Origin of the sequence: Vibrio cyclitrophicus (assembly GCA_023206055.1) — a bacterium.
Taxonomy (GTDB): Bacteria; Pseudomonadota; Gammaproteobacteria; order Enterobacterales; family Vibrionaceae; genus Vibrio; species Vibrio cyclitrophicus_A.
This window is the reverse complement of the sequence record CP065366.1, coordinates 1,049,204-1,067,346: the sequence shown is the minus strand read 5'-3', so window position 1 is coordinate 1,067,346 and position 18,143 is coordinate 1,049,204. Positions and strand designations below refer to the sequence as shown.

The 18,143-nt window shown below is 45.9% G+C and carries 18 protein-coding genes; all 18 read right to left on the bottom strand.

Translation table 11 applies throughout. From position 1 onward, the window contains the following. Nucleotides 1-5: 5 nt before the first annotated feature. The 18 genes from ITG09_04805 to flhA all read right to left on the bottom strand — a co-directional run bounded on the left by ITG09_04805 (nucleotide 6) and on the right by flhA (nucleotide 17,996). Nucleotides 6-1,976, bottom strand: a complete 1,971-nt coding sequence (locus ITG09_04805; GenBank protein ID UPR52957.1) for a heme lyase CcmF/NrfE family subunit — start codon at nucleotides 1,974-1,976, stop codon at nucleotides 6-8. Next, nucleotides 1,973-2,455 (bottom strand): cytochrome c maturation protein CcmE, encoded by a 483-nt coding sequence (gene ccmE / locus ITG09_04800; GenBank protein UPR52956.1) that lies wholly within the window; start codon nucleotides 2,453-2,455, stop codon nucleotides 1,973-1,975. The genes ITG09_04805 and ccmE overlap by 4 nt, the downstream gene beginning before the upstream one ends. Beyond that, entirely contained in the window at nucleotides 2,452-2,658 is a 207-nt protein-coding gene (gene ccmD, locus ITG09_04795; GenBank protein ID UPR52955.1) for a heme exporter protein CcmD, read from the bottom strand. Before ccmD ends, ccmE begins: the two co-directional genes overlap by 4 nt. A gap of 14 nt (nucleotides 2,659-2,672) precedes the next feature. Beyond that, complete coding sequence (locus tag ITG09_04790; protein UPR52954.1) at nucleotides 2,673-3,413, bottom strand: heme ABC transporter permease; 741 nt, start codon at nucleotides 3,411-3,413, stop codon at nucleotides 2,673-2,675. Between the two features lie 148 nt (nucleotides 3,414-3,561). Next, on the bottom strand, nucleotides 3,562-4,230 hold the full coding sequence (gene ccmB, locus ITG09_04785; GenBank protein UPR52953.1) for a heme exporter protein CcmB: 669 nt from the start codon (nucleotides 4,228-4,230) through the stop codon (nucleotides 3,562-3,564). Nucleotide 4,231: 1 nt separating this feature from the next. Beyond that, the gene (gene ccmA, locus ITG09_04780; protein ID UPR52952.1) at nucleotides 4,232-4,849 is read right to left on the bottom strand and encodes a cytochrome c biogenesis heme-transporting ATPase CcmA; all 618 of its coding nucleotides are present in this window, start codon (nucleotides 4,847-4,849) and stop codon (nucleotides 4,232-4,234) included. A gap of 279 nt (nucleotides 4,850-5,128) precedes the next feature. Continuing rightward, entirely contained in the window at nucleotides 5,129-5,641 is a 513-nt protein-coding gene (locus ITG09_04775; protein UPR52951.1) for a DUF2802 domain-containing protein, read from the bottom strand. Beyond that, a complete protein-coding gene (locus ITG09_04770; GenBank protein ID UPR52950.1) occupies nucleotides 5,641-6,135 on the bottom strand; it encodes a chemotaxis protein CheW in 495 nt (164 codons plus the stop codon). Before ITG09_04770 ends, ITG09_04775 begins: the two co-directional genes overlap by 1 nt. Before the next feature lie 72 nt (nucleotides 6,136-6,207). Further along, complete coding sequence (locus ITG09_04765; protein UPR52949.1) at nucleotides 6,208-7,338, bottom strand: chemotaxis protein CheW; 1,131 nt, start codon at nucleotides 7,336-7,338, stop codon at nucleotides 6,208-6,210. After that, nucleotides 7,325-8,107 carry a ParA family protein gene (locus tag ITG09_04760; GenBank protein UPR52948.1) on the bottom strand — a complete coding sequence of 261 codons (783 nt, stop codon included), beginning with the start codon at nucleotides 8,105-8,107 and terminating at the stop codon, nucleotides 7,325-7,327. The genes ITG09_04765 and ITG09_04760 overlap by 14 nt, the downstream gene beginning before the upstream one ends. A 10-nt stretch (nucleotides 8,108-8,117) precedes the next feature. Continuing rightward, nucleotides 8,118-9,242, bottom strand: coding sequence for a chemotaxis response regulator protein-glutamate methylesterase (locus tag ITG09_04755; protein ID UPR52947.1), 1,125 nt, complete (start codon nucleotides 9,240-9,242; stop codon nucleotides 8,118-8,120). 13 nt (nucleotides 9,243-9,255) lie between these two features. Next, nucleotides 9,256-11,421, bottom strand: coding sequence for a chemotaxis protein CheA (locus ITG09_04750; protein ID UPR52946.1), 2,166 nt, complete (start codon nucleotides 11,419-11,421; stop codon nucleotides 9,256-9,258). Between the two features lie 9 nt (nucleotides 11,422-11,430). Continuing rightward, complete coding sequence (locus tag ITG09_04745) at nucleotides 11,431-12,162, bottom strand: protein phosphatase CheZ (protein ID UPR52945.1); 732 nt, start codon at nucleotides 12,160-12,162, stop codon at nucleotides 11,431-11,433. 105 nt (nucleotides 12,163-12,267) lie between these two features. Then, entirely contained in the window at nucleotides 12,268-12,636 is a 369-nt protein-coding gene (gene cheY, locus ITG09_04740; GenBank protein UPR52944.1) for a chemotaxis response regulator CheY, read from the bottom strand. A gap of 42 nt (nucleotides 12,637-12,678) precedes the next feature. Beyond that, nucleotides 12,679-13,413 (bottom strand): RNA polymerase sigma factor FliA, encoded by a 735-nt coding sequence (locus ITG09_04735; GenBank protein UPR52943.1) that lies wholly within the window; start codon nucleotides 13,411-13,413, stop codon nucleotides 12,679-12,681. Next, nucleotides 13,406-14,293, bottom strand: coding sequence for a MinD/ParA family protein (locus ITG09_04730; protein UPR52942.1), 888 nt, complete (start codon nucleotides 14,291-14,293; stop codon nucleotides 13,406-13,408). The genes ITG09_04735 and ITG09_04730 overlap by 8 nt, the downstream gene beginning before the upstream one ends. Before the next feature lie 13 nt (nucleotides 14,294-14,306). Then, entirely contained in the window at nucleotides 14,307-15,869 is a 1,563-nt protein-coding gene (flhF, locus tag ITG09_04725; protein UPR52941.1) for a flagellar biosynthesis protein FlhF, read from the bottom strand. A gap of 27 nt (nucleotides 15,870-15,896) precedes the next feature. After that, nucleotides 15,897-17,996, bottom strand: coding sequence for a flagellar biosynthesis protein FlhA (gene flhA / locus ITG09_04720; GenBank protein ID UPR52940.1), 2,100 nt, complete (start codon nucleotides 17,994-17,996; stop codon nucleotides 15,897-15,899). Nucleotides 17,997-18,143 lie beyond the last annotated feature (147 nt).

The following is an 18,143-nucleotide window of genomic DNA, read 5'->3' as shown; positions in this document are numbered from 1 at the left end:
TCGAATTAAGCCTCCTGCTCTTCAGCCAACTTTTTTGTTGGCTTACGGAAACGGTAACGACGGTCACTGATAGCAATAGCACCGCCAATCGACATAATCAAAGAACCTGCCCAGATCCAACGTACAAATGGTTTGTAGTAGATACGTACAGCCCAAGATTTGTTGTCGTCTAAACGTTCACCCATTGCGATGTAAAGGTCGCGTGTTACGCCACGGTCAATCGCTGCTTCTGTCATCATAGACTTAGCCGTGGTGTAGAAACGTTTTTCAGCGTGAAGCGTGTTGATGTATTTGCCTTCTTTAGTAATTTCAAAGTCAGCAATGTAACCATCGTAGTTAGGACCATCTTTGTCACGAACCCCTGTAAACAGGAAGCTGTATTCTTCAAGCTGGTAGCTTTCACCTGGTGCCAAACGTACATCACGTTCGATGCTGTAGTTTTGCACCATCGCGATACCAATCACTGTCACGGCTAAACCAATGTGACCACACATCATTGCCCAGTGGCTACGAGGTAGCTTAGTTAGACCTTTCAGGAATGTATGACGGTGAGTCGCACGCTCATGCAGCTCAAAGCCGTGCATGAAGATGATCCAGAACGCCATTACCCAACCAGCAAAAGCAGTACCACTGAAGCGGTCAGCCAATAGAGCAACCATTAGCGCACTCAAGCCAAGTGAGAATGCACCTGAGATCATCATTGGTTTAACGAGCTTAGATAGGTTGTCACGTTTCCAACGGATCAGAGGACCGATACCCAGTAAGAACGAGAACGGAATCATTAACCAGAAGAACAACATATCAAAGAATGGTGCACCGATAGATACCGAGCCCAAACCTAACTGTTTGTGAACTAATGGCAGTAACGTACCTACTAGCACAACCACGAGTGCTGCAATCAATAAGATATTGTTGCCAAGCAGGGCGTTTTCACGAGAAACCAGATCAAAGTTACCGCGAACACGAACTGATGCGCCTTTAATCGCGAACAACAGCAGTGAACCACCAATAACAAAGACTAGGAAACCTAGAATAAACATACCACGAGCCGGATCCGACGCGAATGCGTGAACCGATACCAAGATGCCCGAACGAACTAGGAACGTACCTAGTAAGCTTAGTGAGAACGCAGAGATCGCCAGTAAAACGGTCCAAGCTTTAAACGTGCCACGCTTTTCTGTTACCGCAAGCGAGTGCATTAGTGCTGTACCTGCCAACCAAGGCATGAATGAAGCGTTTTCTACTGGATCCCAGAACCACCAGCCACCCCAGCCAAGTTCGTAGTAAGCCCACCATGAACCTAGTGCGATACCTACCGTTAGGAATAACCAAGCTGCGATTGTCCAAGGACGCGACCAACGAGCCCATGCCGTATCTAAACGACCGCTCATTAGAGAAGCGATTGCGAAAGAGAACGCAACAGAGAAACCTACATAACCCATATAAAGCATTGGCGGGTGAATAATCAAACCCGGATCTTGCAGTAGTGGGTTCAAGTCACGGCCATCGACAGGGAAGAAAGGCAATGTACGTAGGAACGGGTTAGACGTTACGATAATGAACAGCAAGAAGCCGACAGTAATCAAACCCATGATAGCCAGTACGCGAGCCACAGACTCTTGAGGCATACCACGGCTAAACGTCGCTACTGCAACCGTCCAACCCGCTTGGATAAGAACCCAAAGCAGTAATGAACCTTCGTGAGCGCCCCAAACCGCCGTAATTCGGTAGTACCAAGGCAGTTGGCTATTCGAGTTACTTGCTACGTATTGAATCGTAAAATCATTGGTGTAGAACGCGTAACACAAGATAAAGAACGAAATCGCTAAGAATCCGAACATACCCCACGACAACGGTCGTGCGCTGTTCATCAATAATGTGTTATTTCGAGCGGCTCCATACAGTGGGAGCACGCTGAGCAGCAATGCAAGTCCCAAGGACAGGATCATCGCAAAATGGCCGATCTCGGCTATCATTGAGCATTTCCTTCTTTTTGTTCAGTCGTGTATTGCAAAGGCTCATGGGTTTTCTTCATTGCTTCCGCAACTTCAGAAGGCATGTACTCTTCATCGTGCTTTGCCAACACCTCAAACGCTTCGATTGTCGTTGCATTTTTAAGAACACCCTGAGCAACAATACCTTGACCTTCACGGAAAAGATCAGGAAGGATGCCATCGTACAGAATGGTTACTTTAGGGCCTACATCTTGCAAATCAAAGCTTACACGCAGTGATTCATTGTCGCGGCTTACAGAGCCGACTACAACCATGCCACCAATACGCAGGCGTTGACCCACTTCGGGTTTCTTACCATCTTTACCGTTGACCAGCTCAGTTGGTGTGTAGAACAGATCCATGTTCTGGTTAAGCGCGTAAACCATCAATCCAACAGTTGCACTGATACCAAAAAAGATCGCTAAGACAATGCCCAGCCTCTTTTTACGTCTTGGGTTCATAGAGTGTTCTCCATATTTTTTGCTGCATCGATACGAGCTTGACGATCAATCTTAGCTTGTACTTCATTTAGTAATTGCTTACCACGACGAACGCTTACGACCAGTAAAATGATCATCGCGAGGAATGTGATTCCAAATGCACTCCAGACATACGAGGCATAACCTCCCATGGCAAAGAAATCACTCAAAGATTCAAAATACATAATTACCTACCCTACTACGCTTTTTCAGCCGCAAGCTTGCGAACCCATGGACGGTGACTTTCTTTACTGATGATTTCGTTACGGAAACGAACCATAGTCACCGCACCAAAGAAAAAAGCGAAGCCGAAGATGTTAAGAAGAAGCGGCCATAACATGTCACTTGAAATAGAAGGCTTGTCGAACTTAGTGATCGTCGCGCCTTGGTGAAGTGTGTTCCACCACTCTACTGAAAAGTGAATGATAGGTAGGTTGATGACACCAACGATAGCCAAAATGCCGGCCGCTTTCGCTGCTGTTTTTTGGTCGTCAAAAGCGTGGTGTAGTGCAATCACACCCAAGTATAGGAATAGAAGAATCAGCTCTGAGGTTAAACGCGCATCCCAAACCCACCAAGCACCCCACATTGGTTTACCCCAAACAGCGCCGGTTAGTAACGCAATGAAGGTAAATACAGCACCAATAGGTGCCATCGCCAGTGCAGCCATGTCTGATAGCCTTACCTGCCATACCAACCCGATAAAGGCAGCAATTGCCATCGACATGTAAACGCCCATAGACCAAATTGCAGACGGAACATGGATGTAGATGATACGGAAGCTATCGCCTTGTTGGTAATCAGAAGGCGCAAATGCAAGCCCCCACACGGTACCGACGGATAGACACAATAGCGCTAGGATCGAAAACCATGGCAGAAGTTTACCAGCAAGCTGATAAGAGGTTTCTGCTTTGGCATAGGGATGGAGCCATTTCCACATGTTGTAATCTCACTCTTACTTCATATTGCTTATAGCGATTAAAGCTATAATTATAATAATTTTATTTGTCTTGCTTTCAGTTTTACTGACTCTATGAGTCCAATCGACACGTTTGGTTCATATTAGCTATACGATAACGGAACCCTAATCAGTTCACACTCACTCTAAGTGCGGCACTGATCGCAAAAGGCGTCATAGTCATCGCACCCATTAACATTGCCCCAAGCACAGCCAATTGGCCGTTGTACGCAACGCCTAAAGCCGCAGCGTCAATAGCTGACGTCGCGAAGATCAAAATAGGGATGTAAAGCGGCAAGATTAACAGGCTTAACAGGACTCCGCCCTTCTGTAACCCAACGGTTAACGCAACACCAATCGCACCAATAAAACTCAATGCGGGTGTGCCAACCAGCAAGGTCAACACAACTGAGAGCCATGTATCAAAATCTAAAGACAACAAAACAGCCAACAATGGGCTGATTAAAATCAATGGTAACCCGGTCAACAACCAGTGTGCTATGACCTTGGACAATACTACCAACTGCAACGGGATGGGCATCAGCATCATCTGCTCAAGGGCGCCATCTTGAAAATCATCGCGGAAAAGACGCTCTAAAGAGAGCAATGCAGAGAGCAAAGCTGCCACCCAAACAATACCAGCAGCAATGCGGGCAAGTAGATTTGGCTCAGGGCCAATACTCAAAGGGAATAGAGTTATAACAATGATAAAGAACCACAAAGGGTTAAAGATATCCGCTTGACGTCGAAACGCGATCAGCAGTTCGCGTCGGATAATCGTGGTCATTGAAGAGATCATATTACTCACCCAACTTTATTTTTCTTAGTTTCGGGCTATCAGCAAACATATCTTGGTGTGTGGTTAATAACACAATGCCACCGTTGTCTGCATGCTGAGAAAAAAGAGATTCGAGAACTTTCACGCCCTGCTTATCAATGGCAGTCAGCGGCTCATCGAGAATCCACAACATTTGCTTGCTCAACCAAAGGCGAGCCAACGCAACTCGGCGCTGTTGACCTGCTGAAAGTTGCCCTGCAGGTACATCTTCTCTACCCGCAAGCCCGACTTGAGCCAACGCGTGATAAAGATCGTCTTTGCTTGTACCACCACTGTGAATAGACTGGTAAAAGCTAAGGTTCTCATAAGCACTAAGCTCACGCTTTACGCCAGTTTGGTGACCAAGAAAAAGTAAATTTTGATGATAAACATCTCGACTCGATTCAATAGACTCACCGTCCCAAGAGATAGTGCCGTCATCGCGATCGCCTAAGCCAGTAATAATCCTAAGGAGTGTCGTTTTCCCGGTACCGTTACGACCTTCAACCTGAACCAGCTCACCTGGTTTCAATTGAAAAGACAACGATTCAAACAGAACCCTGTCGTCACGAATAGCAGTTAAATTTGAGACTTCTAGCATAGGTAAATTTAGTCGAGTAATGAGAGTGCTATAGTAGCACACCAATATGGTGACAAAACAGGACTAGGCGTTTTCGATAGTACAAAGTCGGTAAGAAACTGTTACCACTTCATCACAATTTACACATTTCCATCAACAATAAGGATATTGTCGTAGATACAAGCACTTAGAAACATCGTTCCATATAGTTCGAACCTGCAAAAAAAAAAGAAGCCGAAGCTTCTTTTAAGAGGAATACGTAATAAACATCAATTGCTCAATACGAATTAAGCGCTCAATTTAACGACGTCGAGGCGAGTCTCTGCGATCGTGAGAGGCATCGAGTTGCTCATCGTAAGATGAAGGGTTACTTCTTAACGAAGGGATTTTTTCCTTACCCGCGAGTTTATTCTGTAGAGACATCATCAGCTCAGCTTCCGCTTTAGGTAATTCACACTCTTCGATCAGTTCGTTTATCCCGGCACCAAGCTGAACCATTTTCGTTGCACGCGTGTACAAGCGTCCATCGGTATCAGCATGTTCCAACTCAACAATACGTTCATTCAAGTGCTTTATCAGATCTTGTTGTTCAGTCACTTTCTGGCCAAGGCCAACAACAACAGAGCGAACCTCAAGTAATTGCTTACTCGATTTTTGAAGCTCTTTGTCCAAGTTACGAACTTGCAGGCGTGACTGATCGAGCTGCTTTTGAATCGCACGTTTTACTTTGCTAATCAAAATCACGATGAATAACGTAAAAACCCCAACGCCTGATATCAGAGCGACAGGGCTTAAAGGAAGCGCTTCAAACATTATAGGTGAGCCATCTCATCCCATTCGTCTTCGCTTAGTAGTTTGTTTAAATCTACTAAGATAAGTAGCTTGCCATCTCGGTTGCTTACACCTTGGATGAACTTAGCACTTTCATCAGTACCAACACTTGGTGTTGTGTCGATTTCAGAAGAACGTAGGTAAACCACTTCAGCAACGCTATCTACAAGGATGCCAATTACTTGACGCTCAGATTCAATAACGATAATACGAGTGTTATCTGTGATTTCACCTTGCATCAAACCAAAACGAGAACGAGTGTCGATAACAGTAACAACGTTACCACGTAGGTTGATAATACCTAGAACGTAATCTGGAGCACCCGGTACTGGAGCAATTTCGCTGTAACGCAATACTTCACGTACTTGCATTACGTTGATGCCGTAAGTTTCTTCTTCTAGCTGGAATGTGACCCATTGAAGTACTTCATCATTCGTTTGCTCTTTTCTTACTTCAACTTCACTCATATGAGACATAGATAATCCTCTTGCCGTCGTTACCGACCACTATTGTTAACTTGATGCTTATTGTTAGCCTAATGCTTATTACTAGCTTAATGCTTTGACATCTAGCCCTGCGTTTAGCATGGCGATTAATGCTTCAACATGAATCAAAGCACACATTTTTTCTTTTACCATACCAGCGAGCCATGGGCGTTTCCCTGCCATTTCTCGCCAACGTACTTTGTCTGTATTAAGTAGCTCGGTGCCTTTTAGCTCGGTGCCCGCAAGGCCCCACAAGCTCTCTCCAAGCATGACTATATATTGATAGTTTTCTTTGTATTCGTCACCAGATAGTTTCTCAGACATCACCCATTTTGCGGTGTCGACCACATCTAGCTGACTATCACGGTTGGTTTGTAAACCTAAATACCAAGCTGGCTTACCAATGATATGACTTAACTCTTCGAGGCGATGGATACCGCCAAGCTCATCAAGTGGCACCGCAAAGGTCACGCCGTTTACATCAAAATACAAGACTTGAAAGTCTTCTGTGCGAACCGTACTTTCCCAAGAGGTAAACTGGTCAGCACCTCCGGATTGAGTTTCAGGTTCAATAACTGTTTCAACCTCAGGAACGTTAAGTTCAGACTCAGCAGCCTTAACTTTTACTTGTTCCGTCTCTACCGGTTCAGCTTGTAACTCGTTAATTTGCTGCGATTCAACGGGTGGCTCTGCAACAACTGATAAGTCGGGCTCTGGAAGATTCCAATCTTGAATCTCTGGCTCTTCAAACACTTGAACAGACTCAACCGCGGCATCAAACATTTGCATGTCTGCTTGCTGGGCGATTTTCTGAGTGTTTTGATCCATTAACTCATCGAGATTCAATTCATCAACTACATTGGTTGCCTCTAAGCGGCTTAGTAGCTTTTGAACATCCTCAAGATTAGGCACTTCAAACTCAGCTGCGCGAATTTCCGCGTAGCTTGACTGGTGACTCGAAAATTGGCGCTCTGGCTCTGGCTCTGGCTCTGGCTCTGGCTCTGGCTCTGGCTCTGGCTCTGGCTCTGGCTCTGGCTCTGGCTCTTCAGATTGTGATTCGTCGCTAGACTCGTCAACAAAAAAATCGTCAGATTCAAAGTTTTCATCGCCTAACAGCGCAGTAAAGTAATCATCCAGTGCTTGTTCACTCGAGAGACTTGGCTGCGCTAATGTTGATTCTTTATTCGCGCTCATTTATCGCCAACCTTTCGAGATAAATAAGCAACTGTTTATAAGCAAATACACCACGGCTACCCGATGCAAAATGAGATGCTGGCAAGCGCTTTAGGCTCGCATCTCGAAACTTAGTATCAATCGGCACAGCAGATGTCCAAACTTGGTTCGGATAGTCATCTTTGAGCTGCGTTAATGTTTGCAGTGAGGCTTTGGTTCGCTTGTCGTACATCGTAGGGACAATCGTCACCTTAAACGGCGTTTTACGAGACTTCTGCATGATGGTCAAAGTGCGAATCATGCGCTCTAAGCCCTTCATCGCCAAAAACTCAGTCTGTACCGGAATCAAAATACGATCACTCGCAGCCAGTGCATTCACCATCATCACACCAAGAATTGGCGGGCAATCGATCAACACATAGTCGTAGTCGTCTTTCAAAGCGGCCAAAGCACGCTTCAAGATCAACCCCATGCCGCTACGGTTTCCCATTACACGGTCTAATGTCGCCAAAGACATGTGCGCAGGGATAATATCGATTCCTTCAACTTCCGTTTGTAAAAGCAAAGGTCTTACCGTCTGTGCCTTAAACTCTCGCAACTGGAACAGGTCAAACAGGCTCGATGCCACCGTATCTGAGTCGTAACCCAGATAGGTGGTCAGTGATGCATGTGGGTCAGTATCAACCAACAGAACACGGTGCCCCTTCAACGCAAGTAAACCTGCTAGAGTCACGGTCGTGGTCGTTTTACCAACACCACCTTTTTGGTTTGCAACACTCCAAACAATCATTTCGATTTACCTAAGCTAACCCAACTTCAACCAAGATCCTTTCCGCGATACGGTCTAGAGGTAGGTCTTCAGTAGAAATGCCAGCTTTTGCTACAGCTTGAGGCATACCATATACAACACAGCTATCTTCGTCTTGTGCCCAAACCGTCGAGCCCGCAGTTTTCAACATACGTGAACCTTCTCGACCATCTGCGCCCATACCGGTCAGTATCATAGACAAAACTTTGTCGCCGTAGATCTTCGCTGCAGAGCCGAATGTGACATCCACACAAGGCTTATAATTCATGCGGTCGCCGCCATCGATAATTCTTAGACGTGCAGACCCTGCACGGCCATCAACCATCATCTGTTTACCACCAGGAGCAAGATATGCCACCCCAGGCTTTAACACATCACCGTCTTGTGCTTCACGAACTTCAATTTTACACAAGGTGTTCAATCGACTAGCAAAAGCAGCGGTGAATGTAGCAGGCATATGCTGAACTAACACAATTGGGTGTGGGTAGTTAGCAGGGATGCGAGTCAAAATCTTCTGTAGAGCCACAGGGCCGCCAGTCGAAGTACCAATTGCTGTTAACTGATACTTCTTACCTGACGCTCTGAATTTCGCCGTTGATGTAACCGCAGGTTTCACTGTCGAAGTTGAAGCTGCTGTTGAAATCGGTTGGCGCAATGGCGTAGATGTTGAAGTCGTTGCTGTCGCTCTTGGCGCAATAGGAGCACGACGCATAAACGCGCGCTTTGCTGCAATCTGAATCACACGCTGTTGAAGCAATGCAACCGCATCGTCGCGGTTACGTGCGATGTCTTCAAACTTCTTAGGTAGGAAGTCTAGAGCACCTGCATCTAACGCATCTAACGTTGCTCTCGCGCCATCATGCGTTAACGATGAAAACATCAAAATAGGCGTTGGAGACGCGGCCATGATTTCACGAACGGCGGTGATGCCGTCCATGACAGGCATTTCGATGTCCATCGTGATTACGTCAGGTCTTAGCTGTTTCGCTTTCTCAACGGCTTCTTTGCCGTTTACTGCTACATCAATGACTTCTAGGCGAGCCTCTGAGTTGATGATCTCGCTAACGCGACGACGAAAAAAACTCGAATCATCAACGACTAATACTTTAATCGCCATATTTATCCTTAAATTAAATTCTTGACGCAGCTGCGTACTGCTTCAACAAGTCCGGCACATCTAGAATCAATGCAATGTGTCCGTCACTTGTAATTGTCGCGCCTGCCATTCCTGGTGTGCCTTGTAGAAGCTTATCAAGTGGCTTGATCACGACTTCTTCTTGACCGATAAGCGTATCAACAACAAAGCCAACTCTTTGGCTGCCAAGTTGAACGATAACAACGTGACCATGCCCTTTGCGCAGTTCAACAATACCTGCTTTTGGTGCAAGCCAGTTTTGCAAGTAGAACAACGGAATAGATTTATCGCGAACGATGATAGTCAGTTGACCATCAACCACGTTAGTACGGCTTAAATCTAGGTGGAAGATCTCGTTAACCGATGCCAATGGCAATGCGAATGGGTGACCCGCAACACCGACCATCAAGGTGGGTAGAATCGCAAGTGTCAGTGGAACCTTGATCGTGATCTTGGTGCCTTGTCCCATTTCAGAATCGATATCGATTGAACCATTCAGTGTGTTGATCGCTGTTTTCACAACGTCCATACCTACACCACGGCCAGAGATGTCTGATATTTGTTCTTTGCTTGAGAAACCAGGTGCAAAAATAAGATTAAAACACTCTTTGTTTGATAAGCGAGACGCTGCGTCTTCGTCCATCAAACCGCGTTTAACTGCAATCGCACGAAGCTTATCAGGGTCCATACCGCCACCGTCATCAACGATAGCCAGTTCAATATGGTCACCTTCTTGCGAGGCAGATAGAATCACTTTACCCGTTTGCGATTTGCCAGCTGCGATACGAGCTTCTGGCATTTCAATACCATGGTCCACAGAGTTTCTCACTAAGTGAATCAGGGGATCGGCAAGTGCTTCTACTAAATTTTTATCAAGGTCCGTTTCTTCGCCGCGCATTTCAAGAACGATGTCTTTCTGCAAGCTACGAGCAAGGTCACGGACAACTCGTGGGAAACGACCAAATACTTTCTTGATCGGCTGCATACGAGTCTTCATTACCGCACCTTGCAGGTCTGCAGTAACAACATCTAAGTTAGAGACAGCTTTCGCCATTTCTTCGTCGTTACTGTTGAGGCCTAGGCTGACAAGTCGGTTACGCACCAATACCAGTTCACCCACCATATTCATGATGGTATCCAGTGTTGATGTATCTACACGGACTGTGGCATCTGCTTGTTGTTTCTTCGCTGGTGCTTTCACTTCAGCTTTTGCTGGAACGCTCGGTTTCGGCTCTGCTTTAACGGCTACTGGCGCGGCTGGTTGCGGTGTAGGCGCAGCTTGAGGTGCAACGGCCTTAACTTCTGCAGGCTTAGTTGCTGCATCCAACTCTTCAATCGAAGGTCCATTACCTGAACCGTGTAGCTGATCAAGTAGCTTCTCGAACTCTTCGTCAGTCATCAGATCATCGCCTTCAGACATCGCTGAAACAGGTGCTGCAGGAGGCGGTGGTGGAGGCGTTGAACTTGCCGCTGTCGGGCTCTTACCCGCGCCGTGCAGTTCATCTAACAACTTTTCAAATTCGTCATCAGTAATATCACCACTGTCAGCAACAGGCTGAGGTGCTGGTGCTGGCGGCGGTGTTGGTGCAGAAGGCGCTGTTGGTGAACCACCTTTACCGTGAAGTTCATCAAGCAAGCGCTCAAACTCATCTTCAGAGATATCATCAACTGAAGATGCATTGATGTTTGAGCTTTCGACAACAGGCTCAGCAACAACAGGTTCAGGGATAATAGGTGCAGGCGCTTCTACTGGTACCACTTCATCCGCAGACTCTGGTTTACAGAGACGGTGAAGTTCATCCAATAAAGATTGGTTAGCTGGTACTAAAGGTTCCTGATCTTGCACGGCGCGAAACTGTACATTGACTGTATCTAGCGCCTGCAGCATGGTATCCATCAAACCTGATGTTACGCTGCGTTGGCCGTTTCGTAGAATGTCGAACACATTCTCAGCACCATGACAAGTATCCACCAGCTCAGTTAATGCTAGGAAACCAGCACCACCTTTTACTGTATGGAAACCACGGAAAATAGCATTTAATAGGTCTTTGTCGTCAGGGTTATTCTCAAGCTCTACCAGTTGCTCTGATAGGAGTTCAAGGATCTCTCCTGCTTCGACTAAAAAGTCCTGAAGAATATCTTCGTCTAAATCGTAGCTCATACGTTACCTTTAAAATCCAAGACTGGATAACAAATCGTCGACTTCATCTTGAGATGCAACAGCGTCTTCGCGCTCTTCTGGGTTCATAATTGGACCTTCAGGCGCAATCGATGCTTTCTTCTCTGACTCTGGTGTTGGTTCATTTTGATTCGCACCGAATACGGTGAGAATCTCGACCAAACGTCCTTCCACCTCATTCACCAAGGTAATAACTTTGCTAATTATCTGCCCAGTTAAATCTTGGAAATCCTGAGCCATCAAGATTTCAGTCAATTGTCCACGTAGTTCAGTACTGTCGCCTTCTACTTGGACAAGCAATCCATCAATGCGGTGACATAAAGCTTTAAATTGTGCCAGCTCAATGCGGCCATGCATCAGTTCATTCCATTGAGGCCTTACTTGAAGTAAACACTCGTGTAGGTTGTCTGCGATTGGCATGCAGCGGTCAACTGCGTCCATCGTCTTGTTTGCCGCAACTTCCGTTTTATCAATGACATACTGAAGGCGATCCCTTGCGTCAGGGATTTCGTCATTTGCGATAACGCTGATGCGTTCATCGAAATTGAATTGAGTCAAAGAGTCATGGAGGTCGCGTGTCAGACTTCCTATTTCTTGAAGCATTGGATTGTCTTGAAGACTAAAGTTATCTTCATAAATGCTTCTCACAAGAGAATCAGCGTGTTGCTGCTCGTCGTTCTCAAGCAGCTCTACTAATTTTTTTGCTTGTTCTAATGAAATCATCCTGAATTCGGCCTTACTCCGCATACTTTGTGCGCTTAGGCTATCGAGATAAACAGAACACTTATCAGCCAATGTTTATCTACAAATGCCTAAATTTATTGATGCTTATAAGCGATCAAAAATCTTATCAAGTTTCTCTTTCAGCGTTGCAGCAGTGAAAGGCTTCACAATGTAACCATTAACACCCGCTTGCGCTGCTTCGATAATCTGCTCACGCTTCGCTTCTGCGGTGATCATAAGCACTGGAAGGTGCTTAAGTTCTGCATCTGCGCGAATGTGTTTAAGCAGGTCAATCCCTTGCATGCCCGGCATGTTCCAGTCGGTTACCACGAAATCAAATTCGCCTTTTTTCAGCATAGGTAACGCGGTCAAGCCATCATCTGCTTCTTGAGTGTTGTTGAAACCTAAGTCGCGAAGTAGGTTTTTAACAATTCGGCGCATCGTTGAAAAATCATCAACAATGAGAATTTTCATGTTTTTGTTCAAATTAGCCTCCACTGAATAGGATCAGTGTTGTTAGTCGTTCTGTGTCCAAGCACTTAATTTAGTGCGTAAACGCTGCATAGATTGGCTCAATATTTGGCTGACACGAGATTCGCTGACACCTAACACTTCCCCAATCTCTTTTAAATTGAGTTCTTCGTCGTAATAAAGTGAAAGCACAAGGCCTTCCCTTTCCGGAAGTTGTTTTATCGAATCGATCAAAGCTTGGCGGAATGACTCATCAGCAACCCCTTGAAAAGGCGCATTATCTTGAGAGTCTTCATTCGGAGATATTACATCATCTGAGACGCCTAAATCTTCGATTCCAACCAGTCTTGAGCAATTAATGTCAGTTAAAGCACTGTGATACTGCTCTAAGCTGAGCCCCATATGTTTTGCCACTTCGGCATCACTCGGGTCGCGGTTGAGGATACCCTCTAATTCCGCGATTGCACTGCTGATTTCTCGATTGTTTTTATGAACCGATCTCGGCACCCAGTCCCCACGGCGAATATCATCCAACATTGCCCCGCGAATCCGAATACCAGCATACGTCTCAAAGCTTGCGCCTTTGGTACCATCATAGTTTTGTTGCGCTTCAATCAAGCCGATCATGCCAGCTTGAATTAAGTCATCAACTAATACATTAGGCGGTAATCGCCCCAACAAGTGATGAGCGATACGTTTAACCAACACAGAATACTTCTCAAAAAAAGCCTGTTGGCTATTGTGATTAGCGTGTTGGTCGTAAGTAAGCGCTTTATTCACCAAATGGTTCCTCTATAAATTCAGTACGATTCAGCAGCCTTTCAACAAAGAACTCCAAGTGTCCACTTGGTGTTTTTGGTATTGGCCAGGTCAATGCTTTATTAGCCAAAGAGCTGATTGCCAATGCAGCTGGAGAGCGAGGATACGCATCGACTACGATTTTCTGTCTCTTAACTGATTGACGTACTTTATCATCTAAAGGAATACATGCTACGAGTTCGAGGCTCACATTCAAGAAGCGCTCTGTGACCAAAGTCAACTTTGCAAATAATTCTCGGCCTTCACGATAGCTTCTGACCATATTTGCAACAATTTTGAATCGCTGAACTTGGTGCTCTCGGCTCAACAGCTTAATCAATGCGTAGGCATCCGTGATCGAGGTAGGCTCATCACATACCACCACAACTACGTCTTGCGCCGCTCTTGAGAAGCTAATCACCATGTCCGAAATACCGGCCGCGGTATCAACCAACAAGATGTCCATCTCGTCTTCAAGCGAACCGAAGGCGCGAATCAAACCAGCATGTTGAGCATGTGAAAGTTCAGTCATGCTTTGTGTACCCGATGTCGCTGGAATGATCTTAATTCCGTGCGGCCCTTCGACAATCGCATCCTTAAGTTCACACTCACCCGCCAAAACATGTCCTAGGTTTCGCTTAGAACGAATACCCAGCATGATATCGACGTTAGCCAATCCTAAATCGGCATCCAGTACCATGACTTTTTTGCCTTGGCGAGCCATGCAAATAGCCATACCTAGCGTCACATTAGATTTACCTACCCCACCCTTACCGCCAGTTACAGCGATAACTTTCGTGATTGAAGGCTTCGTTAAGCGACGGAGGCCGCTAGCTTGATCATGTATCATATTTTCATTCATATTTATCCGCCGCCTAGAGTCCTTCAGAATCGCTATTCCAGTAATGAGGTTCATTCTCTGTAGATTTTTCTAATAACTCATTGGCCTTAGCAATCATGTACTTTGGCTGAGCTATAACGATATCTTCAGGAACTCGTTGACCATTTGCTATGTAAGCAACTGGTAATGCATTTTGTATTACGACACTGATGAATTCACCTAGACTTAGGGATTCATCCAGCTTAGTCATGATGCATCCCGACAACGGGATTCTTCTAAAGTGTTCAATTGTTTCTTGCAGCACTTTGCGTTGTGCGGTTGCAGGCAACACAAGGTAGCTATTGATAACGGAACCACTCTCTTGCATCAATGTGTCTAACTGCTCAGATAGGCGAACATCTCGTTGTCCCATGCCTGCAGTATCGACCAAAATCAGGCGACGATTACGTAACTGATATATTACATCGGCCAGTTCGCTAGAATCTTTAGCAACTCTTACAGGACAACCCATAATTCGACCGTAGATCGATAACTGCTCATGTGCACCTATACGATATGTATCAGTTGTCACTAGTGCCACGTTATCAGCGCCATATTCCATGGCTGCACGTGCAGCTAGCTTTGCAACCGTCGTTGTTTTACCGACGCCGGTTGGGCCAAGTAGAGCCACAATACCGCCGCGTTTTAAAATATCTTTCTGTGTAACCGAGATTTGGTCAGCAACCAAGGCTAACAAAGCCTTCCACGCACGTGCAGGTTTGGTATCTTCAGGAATGTAGCAAGCCATTTGATCGGCAAGCTCTGCAGATACACCCATACGCTCAAGGCGCTTAATAAGCATGGCTCTGAGCGGTTCACGACGCTCAACTTCTTGCCACATTAACCCTGATACTTGATGCTCTAACAGACGACGAATTGAGGTCATCTCTTCGCGCATCGTTTCCATTTCAGTATCAGAACCTTTGGATTGAGTATTCTCTCGACCACGGTCATAACGGGTAGGATCCAAGCGAGGTGCCGGGCGTTCCACTCTGCGGTCTTCAGCGATCAACTTAGACAAACCGGTTTCACGAGCAAATGCTGAATCGAGATTTCCGTGAGACTGCTGGTTACCGCGAGATAACTGATGGCCATGAGACTGCAAATTGCTTTGAGTCTGATGACTATGAGGCTTATGACCCGTACTTGATTGGCGATTGAGCAATGCTGACAATGAATCTTCATTTTCAGCACGATGTTGTGGTTCATCATCTGCGCCATGACTGTATTGCTTAAGCATATTCGCAAAGCGCTTGGTCATTGAGCGTCCACCTTCAGCATTCGACTGTAGGCTAACCTTGTCGTCGTCTAGTTGACGTCGCCCAGTAGGAGCTGCGGGCGCGGCCATTTGCGTATATTGGCTTTGTGCAGGCTGCTGAGGTTTATTTAGTCTCTGGCTCGCTGTTGACGGGCTGGATTCGCCATCAATAGCGGCAACAATTTCCACGCCACCTGCGACCTTTTTGTTAGACATGATCACTGCTTCTGAGCCAAGTTCTTCTTTAACTTGGAGCAGAGCCGTTCGCATATCTTTTGCAAAAAATCGTTTAATTTTCAATTCGATTGTCCGTTCTAATTAGGCGGCTTAATTACCAACAGCTTGTACTATACGTATCTGCTTTTCGTCCGGTATTTCTTGGTAAGACAAGACTCTCAAGCTTGGGATCGTGTTCTTCACGAATTTAGCCAGAGTCGAACGCAACACGCCAGAGGTCAATAACACCGCGGGCTCACCTTTCAGCTCTTGCTCTTGTGTAGCGTGACTGAGGGAGGTTTGTAAACGTTCGGCTAAACCAGGTTCAATACCAGCAGATTCTCCGCCGGATGCCTGCATGGTTTGATGCAAGATTTGTTCCAGTTCAGGAATCAAGGTTATCACTGGCAATTCTGGCTCTATTCCATTGATTTCTTGAACAATTAATCGTTTCAATGAGATACGAACTGCCGCAGTAAGTATGTCAGGTTCTTGACTCTTACTTGAATACTCCGACAAAGTTTGGACTATGGTTCGAATGTCACGAATTGGAATGGCTTCATTCAACAGATTCTGTAGCACTTTCACGACCACACCCAACTGCAATTGATCCGGTACAAAGCCTTCCACTAACTTAGGTGTCGAACGGCTAAGCATCTCAAGTAAATTCTGAACTTCTTCGTGACCAATGAGCTGAGATGCGTTGTTGGTTAGCTGTTGGCTAAGGTGTGTCGCCAGTACTGTAGACGAATCCACAACGGTATAACCTAGAGCTTGTGCGTGTTCACGCTGCTCTTCACGAATCCATACCGCTTCTAATCCGAACGCAGGGTCAATCGTTGGCTCGCCATCGATCATTCCGTACACTTGGCCCGGGTTAATCGCGAGCTCCATATCTGGCTTAATCTCAGCTTCACCCACCGCAACACCCATCAGGGTAATGCGGTAGCTGTTTGGTGTCAGTTCTAGGTTATCTCGAATGTGTACCGCCGGAATCAGGAAACCGAAATCTTGAGACAGCTTCTTACGAACCCCTTTTACACGCTCAAGCAGTTCACCGCCTTGATCTCTATCTACTAACGGAATCAAACGATACCCGACTTCCAAACCAATAATATCAACAGGTTGAACGTCATCCCAAGAAAGTTCCTTCTGGGAGCCCGTTTCTCCATTAGCTTCAACGGTAGCAGGAAGGTTAGGTTGTTCAGCTTTTTTCTTGTTCTTTTTATCAATGTAATACGCACCTGCACCTGCAACGATGGCAAGACTCAAAAATGAAAAATGCGGCATGCCAGGAACAATACCCATGATGCCAAGGATAGCGGCAGTGATCATTAGGGCTTTAGGGTTGTCGAACATTTGGAAGACAAGTTGCTCACCCATATCTTCATCGGTGTTTTGACGCGTTACCATCATCGCCGCAGCAATAGAAAGTAATAGAGACGGGATTTGCGCAACCAGACCATCACCGATAGTCAGTAGCGTATAGATTTCGATTGCTTCACCAAAACCAAGGTCAAACTGAGCCATACCAATGCTCAAGCCACCAATGATGTTGATGAACAGGATCAAAATACCGGCTATTGCATCGCCTTTAACAAACTTAGACGCACCATCCATCGAACCGTAGAAATCCGCTTCTTTGGTCACTTCAAAACGTCTGGTACGAGCCTGATCTTGGTCGATCAAACCCGCATTCAAATCGGCATCGATTGCCATCTGTTTACCGGGTAAGGCATCCAACGTGAAACGTGCACTTACTTCCGAGATACGACCCGCACCTTTGGTTACAACCATGAAGTTGATGATCATTAGAATCAAGAACACCACTAAACCAACCGCATAGTTACCACCAATAACCACGTTACCAAAAGCTTCAATCACGTTACCGGCAGCATCGCCCCCTTCATGACCGTGGAGCAATACCACACGTGTCGAAGCAACGTTCAAGGCCAGTCGAAGTAAAGTGGCAATCAGAAGTACCGTTGGGAATGCTGCGAAATCTAAAGGCCTGCGGGTATAAACCGAAACCAATAGCACAACCATAGACAATGCAATGTTAAAGGTGAAGAACATATCCAGCAAGAAAGCTGGAATGGGCAACACCACCATAGCGAGCGTGGCAAGTACCATAACAGGCGCACCAATAGCAGGCATGGCACGATTAGGGATTTTAGGTAGCTTGTCCGCAAAAGGCAGGGAGAATTTCATAAATCTAGACAGTTTCGCTATGTTGTAGCTCTCTGAACAAGTGGATTAGATCTTAGTCAGGGCTGTTTGCTATGGGCTTATAATGTTCAGGCTTACTACAGCAAACACTGTACCAACATCTCACGTCAAATTATCGCCATCACCTCA

Coding starts and splice junctions, on each gene's coding strand:
- ITG09_04805 (UPR52957.1), bottom strand. CDS start 1,976: ATGATAGCCGAGATCGGCCATTTTGCGATGATCCTGTCCTTGGGACTT.
- ccmE (UPR52956.1), bottom strand. CDS start 2,455: ATGAACCCAAGACGTAAAAAGAGGCTGGGCATTGTCTTAGCGATCTTT.
- ccmD (UPR52955.1), bottom strand. CDS start 2,658: ATGTATTTTGAATCTTTGAGTGATTTCTTTGCCATGGGAGGTTATGCC.
- ITG09_04790 (UPR52954.1), bottom strand. CDS start 3,413: ATGTGGAAATGGCTCCATCCCTATGCCAAAGCAGAAACCTCTTATCAG.
- ccmB (UPR52953.1), bottom strand. CDS start 4,230: ATGATCTCTTCAATGACCACGATTATCCGACGCGAACTGCTGATCGCG.
- ccmA (UPR52952.1), bottom strand. CDS start 4,849: ATGCTAGAAGTCTCAAATTTAACTGCTATTCGTGACGACAGGGTTCTG.
- ITG09_04775 (UPR52951.1), bottom strand. CDS start 5,641: ATGTTTGAAGCGCTTCCTTTAAGCCCTGTCGCTCTGATATCAGGCGTT.
- ITG09_04770 (UPR52950.1), bottom strand. CDS start 6,135: ATGTCTCATATGAGTGAAGTTGAAGTAAGAAAAGAGCAAACGAATGAT.
- ITG09_04765 (UPR52949.1), bottom strand. CDS start 7,338: ATGAGCGCGAATAAAGAATCAACATTAGCGCAGCCAAGTCTCTCGAGT.
- ITG09_04760 (UPR52948.1), bottom strand. CDS start 8,107: ATGATTGTTTGGAGTGTTGCAAACCAAAAAGGTGGTGTTGGTAAAACG.
- ITG09_04755 (UPR52947.1), bottom strand. CDS start 9,242: ATGGCGATTAAAGTATTAGTCGTTGATGATTCGAGTTTTTTTCGTCGT.
- ITG09_04750 (UPR52946.1), bottom strand. CDS start 11,421: ATGAGCTACGATTTAGACGAAGATATTCTTCAGGACTTTTTAGTCGAA.
- ITG09_04745 (UPR52945.1), bottom strand. CDS start 12,162: ATGATTTCATTAGAACAAGCAAAAAAATTAGTAGAGCTGCTTGAGAAC.
- cheY (UPR52944.1), bottom strand. CDS start 12,636: ATGAAAATTCTCATTGTTGATGATTTTTCAACGATGCGCCGAATTGTT.
- ITG09_04730 (UPR52942.1), bottom strand. CDS start 14,293: ATGAATGAAAATATGATACATGATCAAGCTAGCGGCCTCCGTCGCTTA.
- flhA (UPR52940.1), bottom strand. CDS start 17,996: ATGAAATTCTCCCTGCCTTTTGCGGACAAGCTACCTAAAATCCCTAAT.